21 protein-coding genes are annotated in these 24030 nt (G+C 68.6%); 11 read left to right on the top strand and 10 right to left on the bottom strand.

Going from position 1 to position 24030, the window contains the following annotated elements; all coding sequences use genetic code 11:
* The first annotated feature begins 11 nt into the window (after positions 1-11).
* The 3 genes from PCA76_RS19590 to PCA76_RS19580 all read left to right on the top strand — a co-directional run bounded on the left by PCA76_RS19590 (position 12) and on the right by PCA76_RS19580 (position 4613).
* Positions 12-3182, top strand: coding sequence for a type I restriction endonuclease subunit R (locus tag PCA76_RS19590; RefSeq protein ID WP_272611900.1), 3171 nt, complete (start codon positions 12-14; stop codon positions 3180-3182).
* Between the two features lie 65 nt (positions 3183-3247).
* Positions 3248-4018, top strand: a complete 771-nt coding sequence (locus PCA76_RS19585) for a DUF7669 domain-containing protein (RefSeq protein ID WP_272611899.1) — start codon at positions 3248-3250, stop codon at positions 4016-4018.
* A 16-nt stretch (positions 4019-4034) separates the two neighbouring features.
* Entirely contained in the window at positions 4035-4613 is a 579-nt protein-coding gene (locus PCA76_RS19580; RefSeq protein WP_272611898.1) for a hypothetical protein, read from the top strand.
* Positions 4614-5044: 431 nt separating this feature from the next.
* On the opposite strand, the gene PCA76_RS19575 is transcribed toward PCA76_RS19580, so the two are convergent.
* Positions 5045-5248: a DUF397 domain-containing protein gene (locus PCA76_RS19575; protein WP_272611897.1), complete on the bottom strand. Its 204-nt coding sequence runs from the start codon at positions 5246-5248 to the stop codon at positions 5045-5047.
* Positions 5241-6128: a helix-turn-helix domain-containing protein gene (locus PCA76_RS19570; RefSeq protein ID WP_272611896.1), complete on the bottom strand. Its 888-nt coding sequence runs from the start codon at positions 6126-6128 to the stop codon at positions 5241-5243. The genes PCA76_RS19575 and PCA76_RS19570 overlap by 8 nt, the downstream gene beginning before the upstream one ends.
* Positions 6129-6359: 231 nt before the next feature.
* Here PCA76_RS19570 and PCA76_RS19565 point away from each other — a divergent pair, with 231 nt between their 5' ends.
* From PCA76_RS19565 to PCA76_RS19555, 3 genes are all read left to right on the top strand, one after another.
* Complete coding sequence (locus tag PCA76_RS19565) at positions 6360-6662, top strand: DivIVA domain-containing protein (protein WP_272619478.1); 303 nt, start codon at positions 6360-6362, stop codon at positions 6660-6662.
* Positions 6659-6910 carry a hypothetical protein gene (locus PCA76_RS19560; RefSeq protein WP_272611895.1) on the top strand — a complete coding sequence of 84 codons (252 nt, stop codon included), beginning with the start codon at positions 6659-6661 and terminating at the stop codon, positions 6908-6910. Before PCA76_RS19565 ends, PCA76_RS19560 begins: the two co-directional genes overlap by 4 nt.
* A 91-nt stretch (positions 6911-7001) precedes the next feature.
* Complete coding sequence (locus PCA76_RS19555; RefSeq protein WP_272611894.1) at positions 7002-7730, top strand: CBS domain-containing protein; 729 nt, start codon at positions 7002-7004, stop codon at positions 7728-7730.
* 83 nt (positions 7731-7813) lie between these two features.
* Here PCA76_RS19555 and PCA76_RS19550 read toward each other — a convergent pair whose 3' ends face one another.
* Positions 7814-8302, bottom strand: coding sequence for a hypothetical protein (locus tag PCA76_RS19550; RefSeq protein WP_272611893.1), 489 nt, complete (start codon positions 8300-8302; stop codon positions 7814-7816).
* A 119-nt stretch (positions 8303-8421) separates the two neighbouring features.
* On the opposite strand from PCA76_RS19550, the gene PCA76_RS19545 reads away from it, so the two are divergent.
* The gene (locus PCA76_RS19545; protein ID WP_272611892.1) at positions 8422-14391 is read left to right on the top strand and encodes a DUF4011 domain-containing protein; all 5970 of its coding nucleotides are present in this window, start codon (positions 8422-8424) and stop codon (positions 14389-14391) included.
* A 75-nt stretch (positions 14392-14466) separates the two neighbouring features.
* On the opposite strand, the gene PCA76_RS19540 is transcribed toward PCA76_RS19545, so the two are convergent.
* From PCA76_RS19540 to PCA76_RS19520, 5 genes are all read right to left on the bottom strand, one after another.
* Complete coding sequence (locus PCA76_RS19540) at positions 14467-14982, bottom strand: Uma2 family endonuclease (RefSeq protein WP_272611891.1); 516 nt, start codon at positions 14980-14982, stop codon at positions 14467-14469.
* 94 nt (positions 14983-15076) lie between these two features.
* Entirely contained in the window at positions 15077-15421 is a 345-nt protein-coding gene (locus tag PCA76_RS19535; RefSeq protein ID WP_272611890.1) for a hypothetical protein, read from the bottom strand.
* A complete protein-coding gene (locus PCA76_RS19530; RefSeq protein WP_272611889.1) occupies positions 15421-16554 on the bottom strand; it encodes a WXG100-like domain-containing protein in 1134 nt (377 codons plus the stop codon). Before PCA76_RS19530 ends, PCA76_RS19535 begins: the two co-directional genes overlap by 1 nt.
* Positions 16555-16610: 56 nt before the next feature.
* Positions 16611-16931 (bottom strand): type VII secretion target, encoded by a 321-nt coding sequence (locus PCA76_RS19525; RefSeq protein ID WP_272611888.1) that lies wholly within the window; start codon positions 16929-16931, stop codon positions 16611-16613.
* Positions 16918-17316, bottom strand: coding sequence for a YbaB/EbfC family DNA-binding protein (locus PCA76_RS19520; protein ID WP_272611887.1), 399 nt, complete (start codon positions 17314-17316; stop codon positions 16918-16920). Before PCA76_RS19520 ends, PCA76_RS19525 begins: the two co-directional genes overlap by 14 nt.
* Before the next feature lie 334 nt (positions 17317-17650).
* On the opposite strand from PCA76_RS19520, the gene PCA76_RS19515 reads away from it, so the two are divergent.
* Positions 17651-18610 (top strand): TAXI family TRAP transporter solute-binding subunit, encoded by a 960-nt coding sequence (locus PCA76_RS19515; RefSeq protein WP_272611886.1) that lies wholly within the window; start codon positions 17651-17653, stop codon positions 18608-18610.
* A 22-nt stretch (positions 18611-18632) separates the two neighbouring features.
* On the opposite strand, the gene PCA76_RS19510 is transcribed toward PCA76_RS19515, so the two are convergent.
* Positions 18633-20102, bottom strand: a complete 1470-nt coding sequence (locus PCA76_RS19510; protein ID WP_272611885.1) for a sensor histidine kinase — start codon at positions 20100-20102, stop codon at positions 18633-18635.
* 18 nt (positions 20103-20120) lie between these two features.
* Positions 20121-20804 (bottom strand): response regulator transcription factor, encoded by a 684-nt coding sequence (locus PCA76_RS19505; RefSeq protein ID WP_272611884.1) that lies wholly within the window; start codon positions 20802-20804, stop codon positions 20121-20123.
* A 144-nt stretch (positions 20805-20948) separates the two neighbouring features.
* Here PCA76_RS19505 and PCA76_RS19500 point away from each other — a divergent pair, with 144 nt between their 5' ends.
* The 3 genes from PCA76_RS19500 to PCA76_RS19490 are packed head-to-tail and all read left to right on the top strand — an operon-like array spanning position 20949 to position 23960.
* Positions 20949-21971, top strand: a complete 1023-nt coding sequence (locus PCA76_RS19500; RefSeq protein WP_272611883.1) for a tripartite tricarboxylate transporter substrate-binding protein — start codon at positions 20949-20951, stop codon at positions 21969-21971.
* Between the two features lies 1 nt (position 21972).
* Positions 21973-22434: a tripartite tricarboxylate transporter TctB family protein gene (locus tag PCA76_RS19495; protein WP_272611882.1), complete on the top strand. Its 462-nt coding sequence runs from the start codon at positions 21973-21975 to the stop codon at positions 22432-22434.
* Between the two features lie 20 nt (positions 22435-22454).
* The gene (locus tag PCA76_RS19490; RefSeq protein ID WP_272611881.1) at positions 22455-23960 is read left to right on the top strand and encodes a tripartite tricarboxylate transporter permease; all 1506 of its coding nucleotides are present in this window, start codon (positions 22455-22457) and stop codon (positions 23958-23960) included.
* Positions 23961-24030: the final 70 nt, after the last annotated feature.

The raw sequence follows: 24030 nt of genomic DNA, 5'->3' as shown, positions 1-24030 counted from the left end.
GCGGAGAAGTCATGACCCTGGCGGACGACCCGGCCTTCCCGAAGGACGAATCCGAGGCGGAGTGGGAGCATCACGTCAAGGACCAGCTTGGCGAGTGGTGGCAGCCCATGACCGGCACCGAGTTGGCGCCGTCGCGCAGGGGCGATGGCGCGCGGAAGTCTTGGGGCGACTTGGTTCTGTATGGCCGGCTCCGCGAGGCGGTTGCGCGGATCAATCCGCAATTGCCGCATGACGCCGTGGACGAGGTGGTGGCCGAGTTCGAGAAGCGGACGTCGGCAGACGCCTTCACGGAGCGGTACCGCGTGCACACGTTGCTCACGCGCGGGGTGAAGGTCGCCTACGTCGACGCGGCGTCGGGGCAGAACCGCACCGACACCGCTTGGGTGATCGACTTTCTTGACCCGTACGGCAATGATCTGATTGCGGCCAACCAGGTGACGATCAAGGATGCTCGCCGCAAACGCCGGCTGGATGTGGTGGCCTACGTCAATGGTCTGCCGCTGGCGGTGTTCGAGCTTAAGAAGGCTGGCGCGACCGACGGGACCCGGGAAGCGTACGACCAGCTGATGACCTATCGGCGTGAATTTGGCGCGAGCGCCCTCGCGGTGCCGGTTTTCGCCGTCGCCAGCGACGGCATCACAGCTCGAATCGGGACGCTGTTCACGCCGTGGGAGCACATGGCGCCGTGGGACATCGACGAGCGCGGTGAGCCTGTTGACGTCACTGACGGTCGTGCACTGGAGACGCTGATCGGCGGGGCGTTTAACCCCAAGCTTTGCTTGGACCTGCTGGTCAACTTCACCGCCTTCTCTCGAGAGCGGGGCGGCGCGATCGACACGGTGCGGTTGGCCAAGGCCCACCAAATGTACGCGGTCAACACAGCGGTCGACAAGACGATCACCGCGGTGGGCGGCGACGGCAAGATTGGTGTCGTCTGGCACACCCAGGGCTCCGGCAAAAGCATGGAGATGGCGTACTACACCGCGAAGGTGATGAAGGAGCCGGCGCTCCGCAATCCGACGATCGTGGTGCTCACCGACCGGATCGACTTAGACAGCCAGCTCTTCCTCACCTTCGCGGCCAGCGATTTGCTGCCGGAGACGCCCGTGCAGGTGGACACGAAGGAGCAGCTGATGCGCCTGCTGGATCGGCCGTCCGGCGGGATCATCTTCACCACGCTGCAGAAGTTCAACCGCTCCAAGGCGGACAAGGAAGCCAACGTCGACTTCCCGCTACTCTCAAAGCGGCGCAACGTGCTCGTCGTCGTGGACGAGGCGCATCGCAGCCACTACGACTTTCTCGACGGCTACGCCAAGAACCTGCATGACGCCTTGCCCAACGCGGCGTTCATCGCCTTCACCGGCACGCCGATCTCCCACGCCGAGGCAAACACCCGTGCTGTCTTCGGCGACTACATCGACGTGTACGACCTGACCCGTGCGGTCCGTGACGGCGCCACGGTGCGGGTCTACTACGAGAACCGGCACATTCCCGTGCACCTTCCCGAGGGTGTAAACCCGGTGGAGCTGGACGAGGAGGCCGAGGACCTGACCGTCGACCTCGACGAGGAGGAGATCAAGCGCGTCCGGCGGGCGTTCGCGCAGTACGAGGATGTCGTCGGCCACGCTGATCGGGTGCGGACGCTAGCCCAGGACATTGTCGAGCACTGGGAACGGCGTCGGACCGAGATGGTCAAGCTGACCGGCAAGCCCGGCAAGGGCATGATCGTTTGTTACTCCCGGAAGGTCGCAGCTGACCTTTACAAGGAGATCACCGCGATCCGCTCGGAGTGGCACCGGGAAGACGACGACGAAGGCCTGATCAAGGCGGTTTACACCGGCAGTGCCAAGGACCAGGAGCCGATTGCCACCCACGTCCGCTCGCCCGGCATGATCAAGAAGATCCAGCGTCGAGCCACGGATGCCGACGATCCGCTCGAGCTGGTGATTGTTCAGTCGCTGTGGCTCACCGGGTTCGACTCGCCGCCGCTGCACACGATGTACCTCGACAAGCCGATGCGCGGGGCGGCGTTGATGCAGGCCCTCGCCCGAGTCAACCGTCGATGGGGCGAGAAGCCCAGCGGTCTGGTGGTGGACTTCCTTGGCATCGCCGACGACCTCACCAAGGCGCTCGCCGAGTACACCCGGACCGACATCGACGAGAAACCGATCGGGAGGGACATCAGCGCCGCAGTCGACATGGTGGTTGAGCTGCACGGCGTTATCGGCAGCCAGCTTCATGGCATCAACTGGAAGGCCAAGCGCGACTCGGGCAGACCGCGTGCTTTTTACCATGCCGCGCTCGACGTCGTGGATTACCTCCGAAGCCCCGAACCAGACCTGGAGGAGGGCAAGCCCACCCTCGCCGATCGCTACGCCGACACCGCACGGAAGATTGCTCGCGCCTACAGTAACTGCCCGCGTGAGGACAAGCTTCGGCCACTGCGGACGGATTTGGAATTCTTCGAAGCCGTACGCCTGTATCTGGCCAAGCTCAGAGCCGAGGAGCGGGCGGAGCGGGGTCTCGCGACGGCGGCGGACGTGGAACTGGCGATCCGGCAGCTCACGGCGAGCGCGATTGCAGTGGACGAGGTGGTCGACATCTATGAGGCGGCGGGCATTCAGCGCCCCGACCTGTCGCACCTGGACGAAGGCTTCATGCGTCGAATGCGCGAAAGCCAGCGCCCTAACCTGGCCATTGAGGCGCTGCGCCGTGCGATCGAGCGCGAGGTCAGGTTGGCGCACCCCCACAACGTCGTCGCCCAGGAAGGGTTCACCGCGAAGCTGCTCAAGATGATGCAGCGCTACACCTCGGGCGGGCTGACAGCCGCCGAGATCATCGCCGAGCTGGTCGCGCTGGCCAAGGAGGTCTCGGCCGATCGTGGCAAGGCTGCCGAGATCGGCCTGACGGAGGATGAGTACGCCTTCTACACGGCTGTCGCACAGAACGAGTCAGCGAAGGAATTGCTTGGCGACGGAGTGCTGGGGCAGATCGCCAAGGACCTCGTCAAGGAGCTTCAGGACTTGCCGGTTGACTGGTGGATCCGGGAGCAAGCCCAGGCCCTGGTCCGCAGCAAGGTCAAGCGACTGCTGGCCCGGTACGGCTACCCACCGGACGCCCGACCTGAGGCCGTCGAGCTGGTGCTCAAGCAGACCCGTACGTACGTAGAAGATCAGGCGTAGCGGTCATGAAGGATCGTGCTACAGGCTGTGTACCCGTTGGTGCACCGGGAGATACGGTCGGCGGCATGCTCGCCCGAACCTGTCGTGATGAGGTGCTCGAGGCTGCCCATGAATTGGCTGCCCGAAGCGCCGACGGCAGCTTCACTGCGGAGGAAGTCGTGCGCCTGCTGATCGGCAGAGGAAGCACCTTCGCAGAGAGCACGATAGGGGCTCACGTCGTCTCGCGTATGTGCGTGGATGCTCCAGCCCACCACGCTGTCCGCTACCCTGACCTGATTCGCGACGGCGGCGGGCGCTACCGCCTTGTCGAGATGGCTCAGCGGATTGGGACGTCGGTGGCCCCGCTCGCTGCGGGAACCAGTGCTACCACTCGTGGTGACGAAGAGCCACTGCCGGAGGTTCCCGCTGGAAGTAGCGCCGTGCAGCGGCAGGCAGAGACGGCGATCCTGGACGGGCTCGCCGAGATGTTGGGCTACGAGGTCATCCCGAAGCGACTTCACCTTGCTGGTGGCGAATACGTGGACGTAGATGGTGTGAGCCATGCCCCGCCGACTCTTGTGGAGGCCTGGGCGCACCAGGGGCCGCCCAAGGGCGGGCAGAAGCAGAAGGTCTTGACGGACGCGCTCAAGCTCATTCACGTCGGTAGGGAGTTGGGCGGCCATCACCGATTGATTCTTTGCTTCAGTGATGAGCAGGCGGCACGGTCCTTCCGGCCCGAGGCGCGGACCTGGTACGCGGCTGCGCTAAAGGCTCACCACGTGGACGTAATGGTTGTCGATCTATCGGCCGAGTGGCGCGAGCGGATCCGAATCGCCCAGCAGCGGCAGTTCCGGTAGCGCGCGGAGGAGAAGAGTGGCTGATCGTAGGCTGACCGGAGCGAGTGGTGAGCACTACGTCTGCTATGCCTTGGCTCGTCAGGGCTGGGTCGCAACCCTCACCAGGGAAGGACTTGAGCGCACGGACATCCTCGCCGTGAGTACCCTCTCCCGCCGTATGGTCGAACTTCAAGTGAAGGCTGCCGCGCCAGCCGGCAAGGTGTCATGGATGCCTGGAGCGAAGGCCGTCACGCCAGCATTCGACCACGAGTGGTACGTCTTCATCGCTCTCACGGGCGACCTGATGCACGGCCCCACCTGCTACATCGTTCCGCGGCTCCATGTGGCAGCAGCAACGTGGATTGTTCACCGCAACTGGCTTACCCACCCAGACGCGCAACCCGGGACCCGAAACACGAAGCTTGCGCAGGCCCGGATCAACGCGGAGGTCTGGAAGGGTTACGAGGGCCGTTGGGATCTGCTGGAACACTCAACCAGCTCCGTTCCGGTGCTACTTCCCCATTGGGTCCGGGAGCGTGCAGAAGAGCCTCGGGTCGGTTTGCCGCCAGGCCATCCCTGGGCCTCGGCGCTGCCTCCGGACTGGGAAGGGCCGTAGCTCGGGCAAGCTTCCAGTGGTTCCTCTTGTCACCTCGCGTCGGCCGTAGCCGGCGTATCCACCTGATCACGGGGGTTTCCATGCCACTGACGCCACAATCGCAGCTTCGCCTTTGGCTCATCCAGGCGCTAGGCGATCTGGGTGGATCGGCGGAGCGGCGATCGGCTTTGCGAGCGATGGCGAAGGCGTTCCAGGACCAATTCACTGACGACGACTGGCGCTCGCCGCCCAAGCGACCTTTCGAGGCCAACTGGGAAAACCGCACGTCATTCGAGCGCGGCGAGATGGTTCGGGAGGGGTTACTGCTGCCGATGCAGAAGGCGGGACGTGGGCGATGGGCCCTCACTGAGCGGGGTTGGACTTTGCACCGACAGGTTTCTCGGTAGTGGCGACGACTGAGACGCACGAGCTACTCGTAGGGCATTCGCCGATCAGGGCGTGACAACGCTGATCTTGAGGGCCGAGACAAAGGCGGCCCAAGCTGGCGGTGGGAACGCCAGCGTCGGACCCGTGGGGTCCTTGCTGTCGCGTACGCCGACGACACCCACGAGATTGTCGGCGACCTCGACGCAGGCGCCGCCGTTGTCGCCGCTGCGGGTGCTCTTGCGCCAGACAGCGCCGGTCAGGTCAGTCATGCCGCAACTCTCCGGAGATCCTCTTGATCATGTCTTTCGATTCTGCCTCGCCGAGGGCCATCGCATCCAGCCCTCCCCAGACGCGTTCGTACGCGGCTAACTCGTCAGGCTTGTCGAGGTAGAGCGCCCCGGTCAGCGACTCGCTGTAGACGACCGACGGTTCCGGGGCTGCTCTGCCGCCCTTGGTGGGCGAGAAGTCGAGGATCATGACGGTACCGGCGACCGCGCCGGGGTGTGGTCCCGCAGTCAGTGGCAGTACTCGGACGGACACATTTGGTAGCTCCGACACCTTGAGTAGGTGGTCGAGTTGTGAGGTCATGACGTTGGGGCCGCCGACTGTGCGTCGAAGCACTGCTTCTGACAACACCGACTCCAGTCGTGGCGCCGGAGGGAGCCGCCGGACGAGGAGCGCCTGCCGCTGAAGCCTTACTTGGACGGCCCGCTCCCTCTCCTCGTCGCTGAGGATCCTGCCGCGTCGGAACAGCGCGTCGGCGTAGCCCTTGGTCTGCAGGATGCCGGGGATCAGAGACTCGTCGAAGCCTCTGAGCCGCGAAGCGGCGGATTCCAGGCCGACGTAGAGCTCGAACCAGTTCGGCACCGCATCGCTGTACGCGTGCCACCAACCCTTCGACTTCGTCTCCACAGCCAGCCCGCGCATCGCCTCGGTCATCTCGGGCGACACCCCGTACAGCTCGCACATCGCCTTGACGTCGAGCACTCGGACCGATCCCTGGCCGCATTCGAGGCGCCAGATCTTCTGCCGGCTGTATTCGAGGGCCTCTGCGGCGGCGTCGAGCGTCACGCCGGCCTCGTTGCGGAACTGCCGCAGCAGCCGGCCGAGCTGCCGACGCGGCACGGTCGATCCGATGTCTTCGGGCATCCGCACACTCCCTGGTTCCATCACGCAACACTGCGTGACTCGCTCCTGCAGCTCCTACGGGTTTCAGCAAAGAAAGTCAATGCACAACAGCGAAATTGCGGTTTGGAACGTTGCGTTTCCACTGCGGACTGTCGCAGGCTGGTCACAGCACGGCGGCCGGCCGGTCCCCCCGAACGGCCGCCGTGTTTCCCCGAACACCCCTCGCCCCTCCGCGTCAGGAAGGCAGGCAGACTGAACGCCAAGAACCAGCGACCAGGGACGGCGAGCGGTGGCGTTACCTACCGCTCCGCCGCGTACACAAGTTTGTTGCCGTGGCAGGTCCGTGAGCGCCGCTTCGCGCCAGTCGGGTTCGGACGTCGCGGTTTGAACCCCGACGACGTGTACGCCTTCCTCGACCGGGTCGCCGTCGGCATGGCCGCCGTCTACGCCGCTCTCGCGGAGAGCCGCCGCGAGACCGCCCGGATCAAGGCCGGGCTGCGTCGCTGGCAGACCGATCAGGCCCGCGCCCGCAACGAGCGGGGCCACACCCGATGAGCCAGCGTTACGTCATCCACCTGCCCGTCGTTGCCAATGACCTGGCTGCCGCGCAACGCCTGGCCCGGGTGATCGGTCGCTGGATGCTGGTGCTGCCGATGGCTGACCCGGGGGAGACCACCGTCTCCGACGAGGACCAGCAGTTCCTGCGCCACCGGGTCTTCTGCGACCTGCGGCTGCCCGGCGGTCGGCGCTGCCTCCTGCGCGACGGCCACGACGGCGACTGCTCCCGCCGCTTGCGCCGATGAGGGGAGCGAATGGGCGCCGCCGGCATGTGAGTAGGTGAACAGCACCGCAGGCCGTCCCGGTACGCGCCCTGGGCTGTGGCAGGCTCCGCCGGTGGCGATCACGACGCTCGGCTCGCGGTTCCTCGCGGCGTTCAACGACATTGAGAAGCACATCAGAGGCCACCTCAAGGCCGACGAGCGCATCAGCTTCACCCAGCTCGCTCGGGAATATGCCGAGAAGAGGCGACTGCCGAGCCAACACAAGAGCGCCTTGGTCGCGTTCGCCTCGCTGCGGAACGCGATCAGCCACGGCACCTACTACGGTGGTCGGCCGATCGCAGAGCCGGTCGAGGCGGTTGTCCAGGAGATCGAGCGGCTCCGGCAGCTGATGCTCGAACCACCGCGGGCGCTGTACGTCCTGCCTCACGGCGAGGTACGCACGGTGCGTCCGGGTGACCCGGTAGGCATCGCGCTGGACCTGGTTCGGACGCTCGGTTTCTCGCAGCTGCCCGTGTACGACAGCGACGGCTACGCCGGTGTCCTGACCACAAATGCCATAGCTCGGTGGCTCGCCGACCAATTGACCAAGAACACGGGCATCGCCGAGGAAGAACCGGTCAGCCACGTGCTGAGGTTCGCAGAGCCGGGCGAGAATGCGGTTCTGGTACCCCGGGCGATCACCGTGGTCGAGGCGATCGACCGGCTGAGCAGTGGAAGGCAGGCCGGCCAGTTGAGCACGGCGCTCATCATCACTGAGAACGGCCGGACGACGGACATGCCGCTGCGGCTGGTCGCCCCCTACGACCTTCCGCTACTGACCGCCGCACTCGCCATTACGTGAGCATCCGTAGGCCAAGCGGATGCGCCGCTGGTTCGGTACCCAGGAGTCCGACCCAGCGGCGCCGCTAACTGAACCGACGACGGTCAGCCCGCGAGGGAGCCCAGGTTGAAGCCGTCGAGCAGGTTGATCAGCTCGTCGTCGCGGCTCACCTCGTAGCCACGCTGGCGCAGCTCGGCCAGCAGTTCGCTCTCGCCGGCGACCGGGATCTCGAGGTAGTCGCCGTTATGGACCGTGGCCTGACGCTTGCCGTACCGGTCCTGCAGGTCCTGCGGCAGCACCGTGAACGCCTGCTCGGTGACCATCCGCGGCCAGGTTCCGTCCTCGACCGCAGCCACCTCGGTGATGTTGAAGGGCTTGTCGTCGGCGTACCCGTCCTCCGGCTCGTGGTACTCCGGGCCGGCGGGGTTCCACAGGTGGGTCATTCGGACCTGGCGGGCCTCGCCCCACGTTCGCGCGGCGGCGAGCGCCCGGATCTCTGCGGCCTCCTCGGTCGCGGTGCCGGCGTCGGCGAAGGCAAGGCAGTCGTGCGCCGTGGCGTGGCCGTAGACCAGGTGCTGGTGTTGCGTCGTCATGGCGCACATCCTGCCTCAGACGTACGACTTCCAAGATCGTCGTACGGCCGGGGCCCTCTCCACCGGTCGGTTGACCGCTAGGCTGGCCCTCCCTGGTCTCCCCACCTGGAGAAACGCCCATGTCCGACAGCGTCTTCGCGCAGTGCACCGCCGACGACGAGCAGCTCGAAGTTGGGCTGATCGTGCAGCCGGCGATCAACGCCGCCCTGGTGCACAACCGGGTGCCGCTGGTCCGTCACCTCACGCTCGTCAACCGTGGGGCGGTGCCGCTGACCGACGTGACGCTGACGCTGGAACTGCGAGGCCCGGACGGTGCGCTGACCGAGCCGTGGACGCGTACCCTCGCTGCGCCGTTGCGCCCCGGGGCGAGCACGAGCTGGGACGACTTCCGGGACTTCACGCCCGACCGTGTGCTGCTGTATCGCACCGACGAGGCGTTCCCGGTCGACTACACCCTCCGGGTGCAAGCGCAGGAGGAGGCACTGCGGCTGGTTGCTCCGTCACGAGTGTTGGCGCACAACGAGTGGTTCAACAGCCCCGCCCTGTACGACAGCCTGGCGGCCTTCGTGCAGCCGAACACCCGCGCGGTGGAGGCGGTCCTGCGGGCGGCCGCCCAGATCCTGCTCGCGCGGACCGGCTCCGGCTCGTTGCAGGGTTATCAGGAGGGTTCGGAGCGGGCGGCGCTGATCGCCGGTGCCGTGTACGAGGCGCTGCGCCAACTCGAGATCACCTACCAGACCCTGCCGGCCTCCTTCGAGAACACCGGGCAGAAGGTGCGGACGACGGCCGCCGTGCTCGACGGTCGGCTCGGCAACTGCCTCGACCTGTCCGTCACGTACGCCGCGTGTCTGGAGGCGGCGGGGCTGCACCCGCTCATCTTCATCAACGCGGGGCACGCCTTCGGTGGCTTCCTGCTGGAGGAGGAGCGGCTGGGCTCGTCCGCGGTGACCGAGAGCAACCTGCTGATCTCAATGGTCGACTCCGGCCGGGCCGTGCCGGTCGAGCTGACCCGCATCGGGCCGGGCGCGCAGTCGGCGACCTTCACCGAGGCGGTACGGGTCGGGCTCGGCCACTTCCGCGGCGACGGCGAGCGCATGCAGGGCGTCGTCGACGTGCACCTGGCCCATCGCTCGGGGATCCGCCCGCTGCCGTCAACCGACGAACTGGTCACCGCGCCGCTGCTCAAGGAAGCGACCGCCGACGCGGAAGCGTCCCTCGACCTTCCGCCCGGCGTCGCCGCCGCGAAGCTGCGCCAGCTCGCCGACGAGGGCGATGAGGTGCCGCAGCAGTCCGACGGGTCGCCGGCACGCGTCCAGCAGTGGAAGAAGTCGCTGCTCGACCTGAGCCTGCGCAACCCGCTGCTCAACCTGCCCAAGCGTGGCCGTGGCCTGGACCTGCACGTGCCGGCGGGCGCGCTGGCCCTGCTCGACGACCTCATCCACGATGGCCGTCAGGTGCAGGTCATCCCGCAGGACGACATCAGTCACGTCCACGAGCTGGCCGGGGCACGTCGGGCGCAGGACCTCGACGCCGAGATCCTCACCCGGGAGCTGCGTACCGACCGGCGGGTCTACGGCGCGGTCACCGACGCCCGCTACAAGACGGCGATGCGCGCGCTGCAGCGCGAGGCGCGCACGATGGAGCAGGAGACCGGCAGCAACTACCTCTACCTGACCATCGGCACCCTGGTCCACACGAAGACGACCGGGGGAGAGGCGTACGCGCCGCTGTTCCTCCTGCCGGTGCGCATCGAGGGCGGCAGCGGCCGTCGCCCGTACGCGATGGTCATCGACGGCACCGAGGTCGCCAGCCCGAACTATTGCCTGATTGAGTGGTTGCGGGTCAAGCACAGCGTGCGGATCCCGGAGTTGGAGCGACCGGTCCTCGACGAGCACGGCATCGACATCGCCAAGACCCTGGCCGCGATCAACACCGGGCTGCTCGACAACCGGCTCAACTACCGCATCGACGAGACCGCCAGCCTTCGACTGTTGCAGTTCTCCACCTTCCAGATGTGGCGGGACCTCACCGACCACTGGCCACGCTTCATGGAGAACCCGGTCGTCCGGCATCTGGTCGAGTCCTCGGGCGCCACGTTCGACGATCCCGCCCGCCCGGAGCACGACGTCGAGATCGCTGTCGACGAGGCCGACCTGCACCTGCCCATCCCCGCCGACGGGTCGCAGATGCAGGCCATCGTGCGCGCCGAGCGGGGTCACTCCTTCGTCCTGGAGGGTCCGCCGGGCACCGGCAAGTCCCAGACCATCACCAACATGATCGCCCGGGCGGTCAGCGCGGGCCGGTCAGTGCTGTTCGTCGCCGAGAAGCAGGCCGCACTGGAGGTGGTCAAGCGCCGCCTCAAGCAGATCGGCCTCGGGCCGTTCGCGCTCGACCTGCACGGGCGCAAGCAGTCCCTCAACGCGATCCGCCAGCAGCTGCGCGACGCGCTCGACCAGTACGACCAGGGCGGCGACGGCACGTGGACGGCCGTCGAGACGGCCTACCGGACGCGGCTCGCCCCACTGACCGAGTACCCGGCCCAGGTGCACACCACCAACCCCGTCGGGATGTCGCTCTGGTCGGCCTACGAGCAGAGCCTGGCGTACGGGGACGGCCCGGTCGCCCCGATTCCGGTTGCCTACCTGCACGCACCCGCCGAGGCACGCGCGCAGGTCGAGACGACCCTGCGGGAGTTCCCGGCGGCCGCACGATCGGCCCGACTCCGGGCCGCGCACACGTGGGCGCTCAGCGGCTGCCGCACCCTCGACGGGCTGCACGGCGCCGCGGTCACCGAGATCGCCGGTGAGCTCGAACGCCTCCGCGCCGACCTCGCCGCCCACCCGCACCTGGTCGAGTTGCTGCGGACGCTGCCCGCCCCGGAGACCGTGAGCGAGCTGCAGGCGGGTGCCTGGCTCGCCGTACGCGGACTGCTGCCGGACCGGCAAACCACCCTGCACGCCAGCGATCGACGATGGGACGAGTCGATGGCCCGGCTCCAGGCGGACCTGGCGGCCTTCCGGCAGGGCTTCGCCGGTGAGCTGGCGACCTTCCGGCCCGACGTGTTCGCCCGACCGGAGCTGACTGCCTGGCACGGTGAGGCCCAGGAGGCGGCGAAGAAGCTGCTCGGCAAGCGCAAGCGTCGGCAGGCCATCGTGGATCGGCTGGCGGTGCACCTGGTTGCCGGTGCGACGCTCGACGTCGAGCGGGTGGAGGTTGCCACCGGTCGGCTGGTGGCCGCCCAGGCCCAGGCGGCGGCCCTCTACCAGCATTTTGTGGCGGTGGGCGGGCTGCGGCTCTCGCAGTGGCAGCCCACGGATCCCAACACGCAGGAGCGGCTGACCGAAGCGATCGAGGCGACCCGGGTCGGCCGGACGCTCCTGGCCCGGCACCCGCAGGCCTGGGAGCTGTTTCACGGCGGGTTCACCGATGTGGACGCGGTGCTCCTCGACCGGTTCGCCTCCCGGTGGCGGGCCTGGCGCGGAGTGCTGCGCTCCGGTGAGGCCGAGCTGGCACTGTGGGCCGCCGGTTCGCACTGGACCGACGCCTGGCAGCGCGACGGCGCGGCCTGGCTGCACGAGTTGCAGAGCGAGGAGTTGTTCCCGCTGCGCCGATGGGCGACCGTCCTGGCCCACGCCGACGTGCTCGCCGCGGCCGGTCTCACCGACTATCGGGACCAGCTGCTGCGCGCCGAGGTGCCCGCGCATCTCGCCGAGGAGGCCTACCGGCGGGGAGTCGCGACGGCGTCCCTCGCCGAGCGGGTACGGGCCGGCGGCCTGCAGTACTTCGACCCGGAACTGCACGACGACGAGATCAGCCAGTTCGAGGCGGCCGCCGGCGAGCTGCGGTCCGCGCTGCCGACGCAGCTGCCGTCGGTGCTGGTCCGTCGCCGCCCCTTCAGCCCGGCCGACCGGCGTGGCCGCTTCGCTGACTTCGCGGCGGAGCTGCGCCGTAAGCGGGGCGGGCGGTCCTTCCGGGAACTGTTCGAGCAGTACCCGGACGCGGTGCTCGCACTGACCCCGTGCGTGCTGGTCAGCCCCGCGTCCGCGGCGAACTTCCTGGCACCCGGGAGCCAACGTTTCGACCTGGTCATCTTCGACGAGGCCTCGCAGATCCGCGTGGCGGAGGCGATCGGCGCGATGGGCCGGGGCAGCGCCGTGGTGGTGGTCGGCGACTCCCGGCAGATGCCGCCGAGCAGCATCATGCAGGCCAGCCACAGCGTCGACGAGGTCGACGAGGGCAACGGCCCGGTGCCGGAGGACCTGGAGAGCATTCTCAGTGAGGCCGTCGAGTCGGGACTGCCGCAACGGTGGCTGTCCTGGCACTACCGCAGTCACGACGAGTCACTCATCGCCTTCTCGAACCGCTACTACTACGACAACAAGCTCTCCAGCCTCCCGTCGCCCGGTGCCGCCAGCTCGGCGGGCGTCAGCTGGCGGCGCGTCGAAGGCCAGTACGACCGGGGCGGATCCCGCACCAACGAGGTCGAGGCACGGGCGATCCTCGCGGACATCACCCGGCGGTTGAGCGACCCGGCGACCGCCACCCAGTCCGTCGGCGTGGTCACCTTCAACATCCAGCAGCGGGACCTCATCCTCAACCTGCTGGAGGAGAGCACCGATCCGATCATCCGCGAGCACCTCTCCGGTGCGATTGCGGAGCCGATCTTCGTCAAGAACCTGGAGAACGTGCAGGGCGACGAGCGGGACGTCGTCCTGTTCTCCCTGGCTTTCTCCACCAACCTGGAGACCGGCCAGCTCCCGCTGAATTTCGGTCCGCTCAGCCAGGCCGGCGGCGAGCGGCGGCTCAACGTGGCCATCACCCGCGCCCGCCGCCAGGTCGTCCTCTATTCGTCCTTCGACCCGTCCGACATCGACCTGTCCCGTACGTCCGCGCTGGGCACGCAGCACCTGCGGGCGTACTGCGAAATGGCCGCCGCCGGTGCGGACCGCCTGGGCGACCTCGCCACCGACCGCACCGAGCGGCGCAGTCGGATCCGCGAGGAGGTGGCCGCGGCGCTGCGCGACCGCGGCCACGAGGTCCGCACCTCACACGGACTTTCCGACTTCACCGTGGACATCGCCGTACGCGAGCCGGGCTCACCTCGGTGGCAGGTGGCCGTCATGCTCGATGGCCCGGACTGGAGTGCCCGCCCGACGGTGGCCGACCGGGACTCCGCACCGACGCTTCTCCGCTCGATCATGGGCTGGCCGGAGGTCGTGCGGTTCTGGCTGCCGGCCTGGATCCACGACCGGTCGGCGCTACTCGGCCGGGTCGACGAAGCGGTCACCCGAGCCAAGGCCCCCACGACCGCCGAACCCGAATCCGAGCCGTCGGCGGTCGCAGAGAGCACCGAGCTGCCACAGCCGCGCCCCGCAACGGACGTGGAGCAGCCACGCTCGGCACCGACCGCCGAGTTGCCGCAGCCGCGTCTCGCGGTGGACGAGGAGCCCTTCCGGGGCGGATCGTCAGCACCCGTCACTGCACTGGCCGCCGCGACCACGGCAACCTCGGCCGCAGACACCATCACGGTGAGCCCATTCGTTCCGTACGTCCCAACCTCGCTCGGCGACCAGGCCGACCTCGACATTCTGGCGACCGACCGGCTCGTACGTGATCTGATGCGGAACGCGCTCCGCGAGATCATCGAGGCTGAGGGGCCTATCGAGCAGCACCGGCTCGCACGCCTCGCCCTCGCGCGGTTCGGTTTCCTCCGGACCCGGGAGGACCGGCGTACCGCCGTGCTGTCGCTCGTCGACTCCCGCCGCCTGTACACGCACCCGACCGTGAGCCGGTATGCCTGGCCCGAGGGCGCCGACCCGCAGACGTACCACGCGTACCGGGTCACGCAGGCGAGCAACGACCGCGCGTTCGAGGAGGTGCCACCCGAGGAGATGGCGAACGCCTTCGTGCACGTGCTTGAGGGCATGCCGAGCATGGACGAGGAGCGGCTGCTGCGCGCCGGCCTGGAAAGGCTCGGCTACCGCCGCCGCACCGAGAAGATTGACAAGCTACTCCGGTACGGGCTGCACGTGGCCGTGACCAGCGGTCGCCTCCGTTTCGACCAGGAGGGTCGCGTCACCCGCGGCTGACGAGAGTCACCACTCGTATCGGTAACAGGCGTGAGCTGAGTCGGTCGCGGCAGAATGGGCGAGGTCTGGGCCGCTTCAGCCGAGGCCGTGCTCGTCGGGTCGGGTGTTGAGGACCCAGGCGAGCGGCATGGTCGCACGGGCGACGTACTGGTCGCCGTCGAGGCGCTGCATCGTGACGGTCTGCGCCGCATCCTGGTCGACCACCCAATATTGGGGGATGCTGGCGGCGGCGTATTCACTGCGCTTGGTCACGGTGTCGACACCCTCGGAACCAGGTGAAACGATCTCGATAACAAGGAGCACGTCGGCGACCGGCAGCCACACACCGTCTGTCTGAGCCTTGCTCCATACGACCAGGTCGGGGATGCGTCCGCCGACACCGCCGTCACGGCCCGGTATGCGTAGCCCGACCGCTTGGGCAATGTGTTCCGCCGGGACACCGCCTTGAGCGAGCCACACCATGAGCCGGGTCGCGATGATCGCGTGGTTGTACCCCGGCGGCGGCATGATCGAGACGACTCCCTCGGGGCTGATTTCGTACCGGTGGTTCTCGTCTGCGGCCATCATCGCCGTCAGGTCATCGAGCGTCACGACCGGGGGCATGTACCTGCCAACCGCCTCTGAGCTCATGGGCGCATCGTACCGGTTCGTCGCCCGGCCCCGGCGGTGATGGGACCGCAGAGCGTCATCGACTACCAGGAGCGCTCGACCCGGGGAACCCGACTGAGTAGGTTGCATCCACCAGTTCCTGGAGATGGCGGAGGACCTCAACCTTGTGCTCGGTCTCCGGCAGCTGCCGTTCGCCAGCCGTCACCAGTCCGTTGCGCCAGTGGCTGACGATCTCCCGCTGTGCTGCTGCGGGCAGGTCGTCGATCCACAACGACCCGAGGTTGTTGTCGACGATCTCCTGCAAGCGGTTAGCGGTCTGTCTGTCCGAGAGGCGGGAAATCAGAAACTCCAGCGTCCAGTCGAACAGCCCTCCCGTTGCGGTCCAGTCGACGCCGGGTTTCAGCACGATGAGGCCAGCCATTACTTCCCCACAATGAATACTCGCGGACCGAAGCTTCCGTCCGTGATGAACTGTTCGATCCGGGCAACCTGTTCCGGGTTGAACTGCGAAACGTCCACCGGCACCAGGTCCGCCTTGTCCAAGTGTCGCTCGATCTGATACTGCAGTTGGGGCCACTGACGGTCAAAGAACTGCGCCGGGAAGTTGCCCACCGCATCGTACGTACGTCCGGCCTCGTCGACCCAGTCGGCAGAGGAGTCCGCCGAGGCGCGGCTCAGTCTCACGCCCATCTCGTGCTCCAACCGGACCGCGGTATCTGCCTCGCCCGGGCGGAACCTCCCGGTCGCCGGATCCATGCCGAGATCGTGGACTCGTTGCTGCTCCGTCACCCCTTGGGACGGGGTCTCGCGAGGCGGTTCAGGTTCTGGCGTGTTTCGGCTCGGTGGTGATTCACCTTTCTGGAGCCGCCCCAGCGCCTGCTTGAGCTTATCGATGAGGTCGCCGAGCCGGCGGATCTCCGGGATCAGCCGCCGCAGGCTGGCCAGAAGCCCGCGCAGCAGCCGCGCGATCCGCGCCCCCCACGACGCCACCGTCGTCGTGACCTGCTCGACGACCAGCGGTGCGGCCAGTCCGCCGGTGACGACGAGTTCGCCCGCGTACACGATGAGGCGGGAGACGCAGGTGGCGATGGCGTCGCGGACGAGGAGCCGGACGGCGGCCACCAGGCCGGCGGCGCCTTCGGTGATCGCGGCCATGGTGTCGGCGCCGTGTGCGAGGCCGGTGATGGCCTGCTGCTGTTCGGCGGACCAGGCCCGGTAGGCGGGGCCGGCGCTGCCGCCCCAGCCGGCGACGTCGGTGCGGACGTCGCGGGCCAGCGCGGCGGCTTCCTCGCGGAGAGAAGCGGCGACGTTGCGCCAGGTCTGGGCGTGGGCGGTGATCTGCGCGGGGTCGCCGGCGAGCCAGTCCAATGCCTCACTGAGTGGCTTGACGTGTTCGATGAGCCAGGCGATCCCGTACTGGAGCAGGGCGCCGACCGGGTCGGAGACGAAGGCGAGGGCGTCCAGACCGGCACTCGCGACACCGAGGCTGCCGTCGATCCAACTGCCGTTGCGCACACCTTGCGCGATGAGCTCGATGTCCTCGCAGATCCACACACCCGCCCAGGCGCTGGGCGGGGTGTCCGCTGCGGCGGCGACCAGTGGGTTGGACGTCACCGGCGCTGACGCACCCCATCGAGGAGCTGCTTGGCGCGGGCGTCGGAGCTTCGGTAGCGGTCGGCGCCGGTCCGCAGCTTCCCGGCGGTGTCCCGCACCGACCCGGCAGCGGCGCCGATGCCGTCGACCAGGGTCCGCTGCAGGCCGTCGAGCAGCGTCGGCATCATCGCGCAGAGCTGCCCGTAGGCGTCGGCGCCCAACCGGACGTGCTGGCCCGCCTGCTGGGCGGTATCGAGGCTGCCGGCGCGGCGATCGAGGCGTGCGGCGTGGGCGGTCAGGTCGTCTGGGTCGACCTGGATGCCGTCACCGTCGGGCATCGCTTGATCCCTGGTCGTGGATGAGCCGGCTACGGTACGAGTCGATGATGGCCTGGGCGCTCGCGTCGTCGCCCAATGACTGCGTGGCTGCGTCGGTGACCTGTCGGAGCAGGTCGGCGCGCGCGGCTCTGGTGGTGTCCAGGATCTGCCGGGCGGTGTGCGCCGCGGGTTGTTGCCGGATGGGTTCGTCGAGCCGTAGGTCGATCAGCAGGCCGGACGAGTCGACGGTGACCTCGACCGTCCGGTCGGCGTTGCGGGCGCTGCCGGTCAGATCCCGCATCGTCGCCGACAGCGTCTTCGCCCGTTCCGCCCGCGCAGCGAGCGACGACTCCCACTCGTCGAGCCGGCGCCCCGCCGCGTCGAGCGCAGCGTCGTCCGCCCACATGCTGACCCTCCCCAGAGGACCACCGCCGGCGGCGGCCGGCGACATCACCGGCACGCTACCAACCGGTGGCGCTGTGTGCATGCCCGCCCGAGTGGTCAACGAGGGCCGCGGTCAACCCCCACCGCCCGCCGATCATGGAGTTGTGGTGGGCGACAAAGCACCCGTTGTAACGCCAAACCAGGCACCACAACTCCGAGATCGACGGAGCCGGATCGCGATCTTGTGGTTGCTGGCTTGGCACGGGGGCAGATCTCGGCGACCGAAACTGCAAGATCGGCGCGGCGGGGAATTCCTGGAGAGACGAACCTGGGTCAGCCGTCCGTATCATCTCGGCATGGTGCTGGGCCTGGAGGTGCGGTTCGGCCGGCGGGCGATGCTCCTGGCCACCGGAGGGTTGCTCGTCGGTTGCTCGCGGAAGCCCGACGCTGGTGAGGTCCACCTGCGACTGGCCACCGGGCCGGCGGGGGCGGTCTACCGGCGCATCGGTGGTGCGCTGGCCGAACACATCTCCGAGCAGGTGCCGGGTGCGACGGTGACCACTGTGCCGAGCGGGGCGTCCACCGACAACATCCGGATGCTGCGGGCCGGCGAGGTGCAGCTTGGGTTGACGAGCCTGGATGCGTTGATCACGACCGACGGCAGCGCGCCCGGGGGGCTCTCGGCGATCTGCCGGCTCTACGACAGTCACCTGCATCTCGTGGTCATGGCCGATTCGGCGATTGGCGAGTTCCGGGAGATTGAGGGCAAGCGCATATCCCTCGGTTCGCACGACTCTGGCACGGAGTTTACGTCGCGGCGGGTTCTGAAGCTCGGCCCGGTGAACGCCGACGGCCGGTATCTCAGCCAGGCCGAATCGGCGGCGGCGCTGCGCGACGGCACGATCGACGCGATGTTCTCCCTGACCGGCGTCCCGACACCCGCGATCAGTGAGCTGGCGCAGCGGCACCCGATCCGGCTGATCCCGCTGGACGCACAGGCGGATGGGCTCTTCACGACCTACCCCGGTCCCTACGCTCCGGCAATGATCCACGCGACTGCCTACGCCGGCGTCCCGGCCACTCGCACCGTCGCCGTACCGAACGTGCTGCTCGCGCGCGACGACCTGCCCGCCGACCTGGTCTACGCCATCACTGACACAGTCTTCACGCACACCGGCGCGATCACCTCCGCTGGCCGCGACGACGCCGAAGCCCTCCCCGAGGCGTGGCAGATCAATGTGCGTACCGGTATATCTACCGCATCGGTCCCGCTCCATCCGGGCGCGGCGGCCTGGTTCCGCGATCGCAAACGCTGACCCACGACAGGGACCCGGGTCGTCAGACCGGCGCCGACGCGGGAGCGCTGGACGGCGACGCCACCTGCTGAACGGCCGGCAACGCGATCACCGCGGCGAACCCGTGCCCGGACCCGTCCGGACGCGGCAGGCCCTCCTCCAGCCGCAGTTCGCCTCCGGCCGACCCGATCAGGTCTGCGCAGATCGCCAGTCCCAGGCCGGTCCCGGACACGTTCTGGTGCCGCGGCGACCGCCAGAACCGTCGTAGCGCCTGGGCCCGCTCGGAAGCGTCGATTCCCTGCCCGTCGTCGCGGACGGTGACCGTAACCACGCCTTCGGCCACGGAGGCGTTGCGGCGTCGGGCGTCCACACCACCGGGGAGAGCTCGGGCGGTCACCTCCACGACCCGCGCGTCGGACAGCCGCAAAGCGTTGCTGATCAACTCGTCCAGGATGCTGCCCAGTCCGCCCGGCGGCTCCAGCAACCGCAGCCCCGGCGGCACGTCGACCGCCAGTGTCTGCCCGGCCGTGGCTGTCAGTGCCCGCCACCGGTCGACCCGGGTGGCCAGCACCTCGTCGAGATCCACCGTCGACGCCGTCCGCATGCTCTCCATCCGCGCACTGGCCTGTAGCGAGTTCAGCATCCGCTGCATCGCCTTCAGTTCGTCGACGGCGACGTCGTACATCTGCTGCCCGTCGCCCTCTGGCCGCAGGTGTGGTGCGAGGCTCTCCACCGCGAGCCGGAGGCTGGTCAACGGGTTGCGTAACTGGTGCGACGCGTCGGACACGAACGCGCGCTGCCGCTGCGCGGCGTTCTCGACGGCGTCCATCATGGTGTTGAACGACGTCGCCAGCCGCCGCAGCTCGATCGGGCCGGCCTCGGCGTCGGCACGGATCGTCAGGTCGCCCTCGGAGATCCGCGAGGTCGCCGCGTCCAGTTTCCGCACCGGCCGCAGCACCCACGCCGATACCGGCCAGGCGACGGCCGCCAGCGCTATCAACGGCAGCAGCCCGAGCCCGGCCAACCGGGCCCAGCGTACGAGGATGTGCTCGCGCGTCTTCGACAGGTCGGAGATCGTCACGACGGCGCCGACGACTTCACTGTCCCGACCCACCGGCTCCGCTACCACGAGTGCCGAGTCGTCCCACGGAGCCCAGTCCCAGGACGGCTCGGACCGCGCCCCGGCCAGTGCCGCGGTCACGATCCGGGGCAATGCCGGCTCGGCGCGCGCCGCCTCGTCGTACGCGTCGGCCGGTCCGAGCAGCACCGTGCCCGACGTGTCGATCAGCGCGACCGGGATGCCGTAGAGCTCGTGGTACCGCGTCAACTCCTGCTGCAGCGCCTCGGTGCGCCCGGTCGACAGCGCGGTCTCGGCCAGCGAGGCGAACCGGCCGACGTCGTCCAGCCGGTTGACGTAGGTCTCCTGCATCTCCCGTTCGGCCACCGTGACGCTGAGCGGCACCCCGAGCGCCGCGACGAGCAGCACCGCGAGGGGCACCAGGACGACGAGCATGCGGCGGTGCACGGCGCGTCAGCCGATCAGCTCCGGCTGGTCGGCCAGGAGCCGATAGCCGACGCCGTGGATCGTGCGGATGACCACGTTCGGCCCCAGCTTGTGCCGTAGCGCCGCGATGTGGGTGTCCAGGGTCCGACTCGACGACTCCCAGGTCGCGCCCCAGATCTGGTCGAGGATGACGTCGCGGCTGACCACGTTGGGCGCCCGCCGGGCCAGGAGCAGGAGCAACTCGAACTCCTTGCGGGTCAACGACACAGGTGTGCCGTCGACGGTGACCTCGCGGGTGCCGACGCCGATCCGCATCGGGCCGAGGACGAGCGACTCGTCTGCCTGGCCGAGGGCACGAGCTGCCCGGGTGCGGCGTAGGACGGCGTCGATCCGGGCGAGCAACTCCGGGATGCCGAACGGCTTGACGATGTAGTCGTCGGCGCCGGCGCGCAGGCCACGGACCCGCTCGTGCTCCTCGGATCGCGCGGTCACGGCGATGACGGCGGTCTGCGGGTGGTCACGCAGCTTGCGGATCACGTCGAGCCCGTCGCCGTCGGGGAGACCCAGGTCGACGAGGACCACGTCGGACGGCGCGGCGCGCACGGCCTCGGCGGCGGTGGCGACTCGGCGGACCTCGAAGCCCGCCTGGGTCAGTACGGTCACCAGACCCCGCGCCACGCGGTCGTCATCCTCGACGACGGTTATCCGCATACCAGCGGATTGTACGGCCCGGACCGGCGCTCGTGCCGGCCCGAGTTCTTGGGACTTTTCTGACACCATCCGCGCTCCGACCAGCCGAGACTGGGGCCAGTCACGCACCGAGGAATGTGCATGTGCTGATGGGGAGGCCGCCGTATGCGAACGACCAGCAGGTACCGGGCCACCGCGCGGATGATCGCCGCGATCGGTGTCGTCTCGCTCGCCGCCGCCTGTTCCGGTAACGGAGGCGCCACCGGCGGAGGCGACGCCGGAAGCTACCCGGACCAGAACATCACGATCGTCGTGCCGTTCAGCGCGGGCGGCCCGACGGACACGGTCACCCGCATGATCGCCGAGCCGATGGCCGCCAAGCTCGGCGGCAAGATCGTCGTCCAGAACGTCGAGGGTGCCGGCGGCACGGTCGGCGCTGGCGAGGTCGCGCGGGCCGAGCCGGACGGCTACACCGTGCTCATGCACCACATCGGCATGTCCACGGCGCCCGCCCTGTACAAGAGCCTGGGCTACAAACCGCTCGACGACTTCGAGACGGTCGGGCTCGTCACCGAGGTGCCGATGACGATCGTCGCCCGCAAGGACTTCGCGCCCGCGACACTCCAGGACCTCGTGACGTACGTGAAGGCGAACGCCAGCAAGGTCACGCTGGCCAACGCTGGTATCGGCGCCGCGTCCCACCTGTGCGGCCTACTGTTCCAGACCACCACCGGTGTGAAGCTTCAGGAGGTCCCGTACCAGGGCACCGGCCCCGCGCTGACCGACCTCGTCGGCGGCCAGGTCGACTTCATGTGCGACCAGACGACCAACACCAGCGGCCAGATCGCCGCGGGAAAGGTGAAGGCGTACGCGGTCACCACACCCGAGCGGGTGAAGAGCCTTCCCGACCTGCCCACCACGGCCGAGGCCGGGCTGCCCCAGCTCCAGGTCAGCGTGTGGCACGGTCTCTACGTCCCGGCCGACACGCCGCAGGAGATCGTCCAGAAGCTGTCCGAGGCGCTGAAGGTGGCACTGGCCGACCAGGGGGTCATCGACCAGATGGCCAAGCTCGGCACCGCGCCGGTCCCAGCGCAGGACGCGACCCCGGACGCGCACCGGGCGAAGCTCGACGAGCAGCTCGGCACCTGGGCGAAGATCATCGCTGACTCCGGGGTCAAGGTCTCCTGAGGTGGAGGGCCGTCGGTCGTTCCCGGACGTCCTCGCCGGGGGAATCTTCGTCCTGATCGGTGGCGCATTCGTGGTGGGGGCGCTCGGCTACGAGCTGGGCACCCCGACACGGATGGGCCCCGGCGCCTTCCCGCTGCTGGTCGGCGCGACCGTGGTCGCCCTGGGCCTGGCGATCGTCGGCAAGGGACTCATCGCCGGTGAGGTGATCCCGTTCGGACCGATCCCATGGCGAGCGGTCGCCGTCATCGTGCTCGCGGTCCTGTTCTTCGGATTCACCATCCGGCGCCTCGGATTCGTACCGACGACGGCGGTGACCGCACTGCTCACCACGCTGGCCAGCGCACGCGTACGACTACTCACGGCCGTGGCCGTGGCCGCCGGGCTGACCGTGGCCAGCACGCTCATCTTCGTCGTCGGACTTCAGCTGCGGATCCCGCTATGGGGCCCGTGGCTCGGGTTCTGACGCGGCATCCGGATTGAGGCATGGAACTCCTCGACAACCTCGCGCTGGGCTTCTCGACGGCCCTCCTGGTCCAGAACGTCCTCTACTGCTTCGTGGGAGTGCTGCTCGGGACCGCGGTCGGCGTGCTGCCCGGCATCGGGCCGACGGCGACGGTGGCGATGCTGCTGCCGATCACGTTCAGCTTCGAGCCGGTGACGGCGCTGATCATGCTGGCCGGTATCTATTACGGCGCACAGTACGGCGGTTCGACGACCGCCATCCTGATCAACCTGCCCGGTGAGTCGTCCGCGGCGGTCACCGCGCTGGACGGGCATGAAATGGCCCGCCAGGGCCGGGCCGGCCCGGCCCTGGCGGCCGCGGCGATCGGGTCCTTCTTCGCGGGTACGGTCGCCACTCTGGCGCTGGCTGCCGCGGCCCCGCCACTGGCCAGCGTCGCGTTGAAGTTCGGCCCGGCCGAATACTTCTCGCTCGTGCTGTTCGGCCTGATCGTGTCGATCGCGCTGGCGCGGGGCACGGCGCTCAAGGCACTGGCGATGATCGCGCTCGGCGTGCTGCTCGGCACGGTCGGCCAGGACATCTACACCGGAACGCCCCGCTTCGTGTTCGAGCAGCGCGAGCTGTACGGCGGCCTCGACTTCGTGTCGGTCGCCGTGGGCCTGTTCGGGGTGGCCGAGATCCTGCGCAACCTGGAGAACGAGCAGACCCGTACGGCGATCGTCAGCAAGGTGACGAACCTCTGGCCGACCCGCGAGGACCGGCGTCGCATGGTCGCCCCGATCCTGCGAGGCACCGGTCTCGGCGCCGCGCTCGGCGTCCTGCCCGGCGGCGGCCACGTGCTGGCCTCGTTCACCTCGTACGCCGTCGAGAAGCGGGTCTCGAAGCGGCCACAGGAGTTCGGGCGCGGCGCGATCGAGGGTGTCGCCGGCCCCGAGTCGGCGAACAACGCCGCCGCGCAGACGTCGTTCATCCCGCTGCTCACCCTGGGTCTGCCCGCCCATCCGGTCATGGCACTGATGATCGGCGCGTTCATCGTCCACGGCATCACCCCCGGCCCGAACGTCATCAACGAAGAACCGGCGCTGTTCTGGGGCCTGATCGCGTCGATGTGGATCGGCAACGTGCTGCTCCTGCTGCTGAACCTGCCGCTGATCGGCCTCTGGGTACGCATGCTGCGCATCCCGTACCAGGTGCTGTTCCCGATGATCATCCTGTTCGCGGCGATCGGCACCTACTCACTGAGCTTCAACGCCTACGACGTCTACGCGATCGCGTTCTTCGGGATCCTGGGCTACGTCCTGATCAAGTGTGGCTGCGAGCCGGCGCCCCTGCTGCTCGGCTTCGTCCTCGGCCCGCTGCTTGAGGAGAACCTGCGGCGCGCGCTCATCATCTCCCGCGGCGACCCGTCTGTTTTCCTGACCCGACCGATCTCTGCGGTGCTCCTGGTCCTGGCCCTCGCAGCGCTCGTCGTCGCCGTCCTCCCGACGATTCGTCAGCGCCGCGCGGTCGTGTTCGCCGAGGAGGAGTAGGGGATTCAGCCCCGTGCTCGTATCGGCCGGTCGCCATGTGCCCGAATCCGAACCACGTGACCATCAGGTC

It is taken from the genome of Micromonospora sp. LH3U1, assembly GCF_028475105.1.
Lineage (GTDB): Bacteria > Actinomycetota > Actinomycetes > Mycobacteriales > Micromonosporaceae > Micromonospora.
This window is presented reverse-complemented; position numbering and strand designations above follow the sequence as displayed.

Bases quoted from the DNA above. Each gene is read 5' to 3' on its own strand.
- PCA76_RS19590 (WP_272611900.1), top strand. From the start codon at position 12: ATGACCCTGGCGGACGACCCGGCCTTCCCGAAGGACGAATCCGAGGCG.
- PCA76_RS19585 (WP_272611899.1), top strand. From the start codon at position 3,248: ATGCTCGCCCGAACCTGTCGTGATGAGGTGCTCGAGGCTGCCCATGAA.
- PCA76_RS19575 (WP_272611897.1), bottom strand. From the start codon at position 5,248: ATGACTGACCTGACCGGCGCTGTCTGGCGCAAGAGCACCCGCAGCGGC.
- PCA76_RS19570 (WP_272611896.1), bottom strand. From the start codon at position 6,128: ATGCCCGAAGACATCGGATCGACCGTGCCGCGTCGGCAGCTCGGCCGG.
- PCA76_RS19560 (WP_272611895.1), top strand. From the start codon at position 6,659: ATGAGCCAGCGTTACGTCATCCACCTGCCCGTCGTTGCCAATGACCTG.
- PCA76_RS19550 (WP_272611893.1), bottom strand. From the start codon at position 8,302: ATGACGACGCAACACCAGCACCTGGTCTACGGCCACGCCACGGCGCAC.
- PCA76_RS19545 (WP_272611892.1), top strand. From the start codon at position 8,422: ATGTCCGACAGCGTCTTCGCGCAGTGCACCGCCGACGACGAGCAGCTC.
- PCA76_RS19535 (WP_272611890.1), bottom strand. From the start codon at position 15,421: ATGGCTGGCCTCATCGTGCTGAAACCCGGCGTCGACTGGACCGCAACG.
- PCA76_RS19525 (WP_272611888.1), bottom strand. From the start codon at position 16,931: ATGCCCGACGGTGACGGCATCCAGGTCGACCCAGACGACCTGACCGCC.
- PCA76_RS19520 (WP_272611887.1), bottom strand. From the start codon at position 17,316: ATGTGGGCGGACGACGCTGCGCTCGACGCGGCGGGGCGCCGGCTCGAC.
- PCA76_RS19515 (WP_272611886.1), top strand. From the start codon at position 17,651: ATGGTGCTGGGCCTGGAGGTGCGGTTCGGCCGGCGGGCGATGCTCCTG.
- PCA76_RS19510 (WP_272611885.1), bottom strand. From the start codon at position 20,102: ATGCTCGTCGTCCTGGTGCCCCTCGCGGTGCTGCTCGTCGCGGCGCTC.
- PCA76_RS19505 (WP_272611884.1), bottom strand. From the start codon at position 20,804: ATGCGGATAACCGTCGTCGAGGATGACGACCGCGTGGCGCGGGGTCTG.
- PCA76_RS19500 (WP_272611883.1), top strand. From the start codon at position 20,949: ATGCGAACGACCAGCAGGTACCGGGCCACCGCGCGGATGATCGCCGCG.
- PCA76_RS19490 (WP_272611881.1), top strand. From the start codon at position 22,455: ATGGAACTCCTCGACAACCTCGCGCTGGGCTTCTCGACGGCCCTCCTG.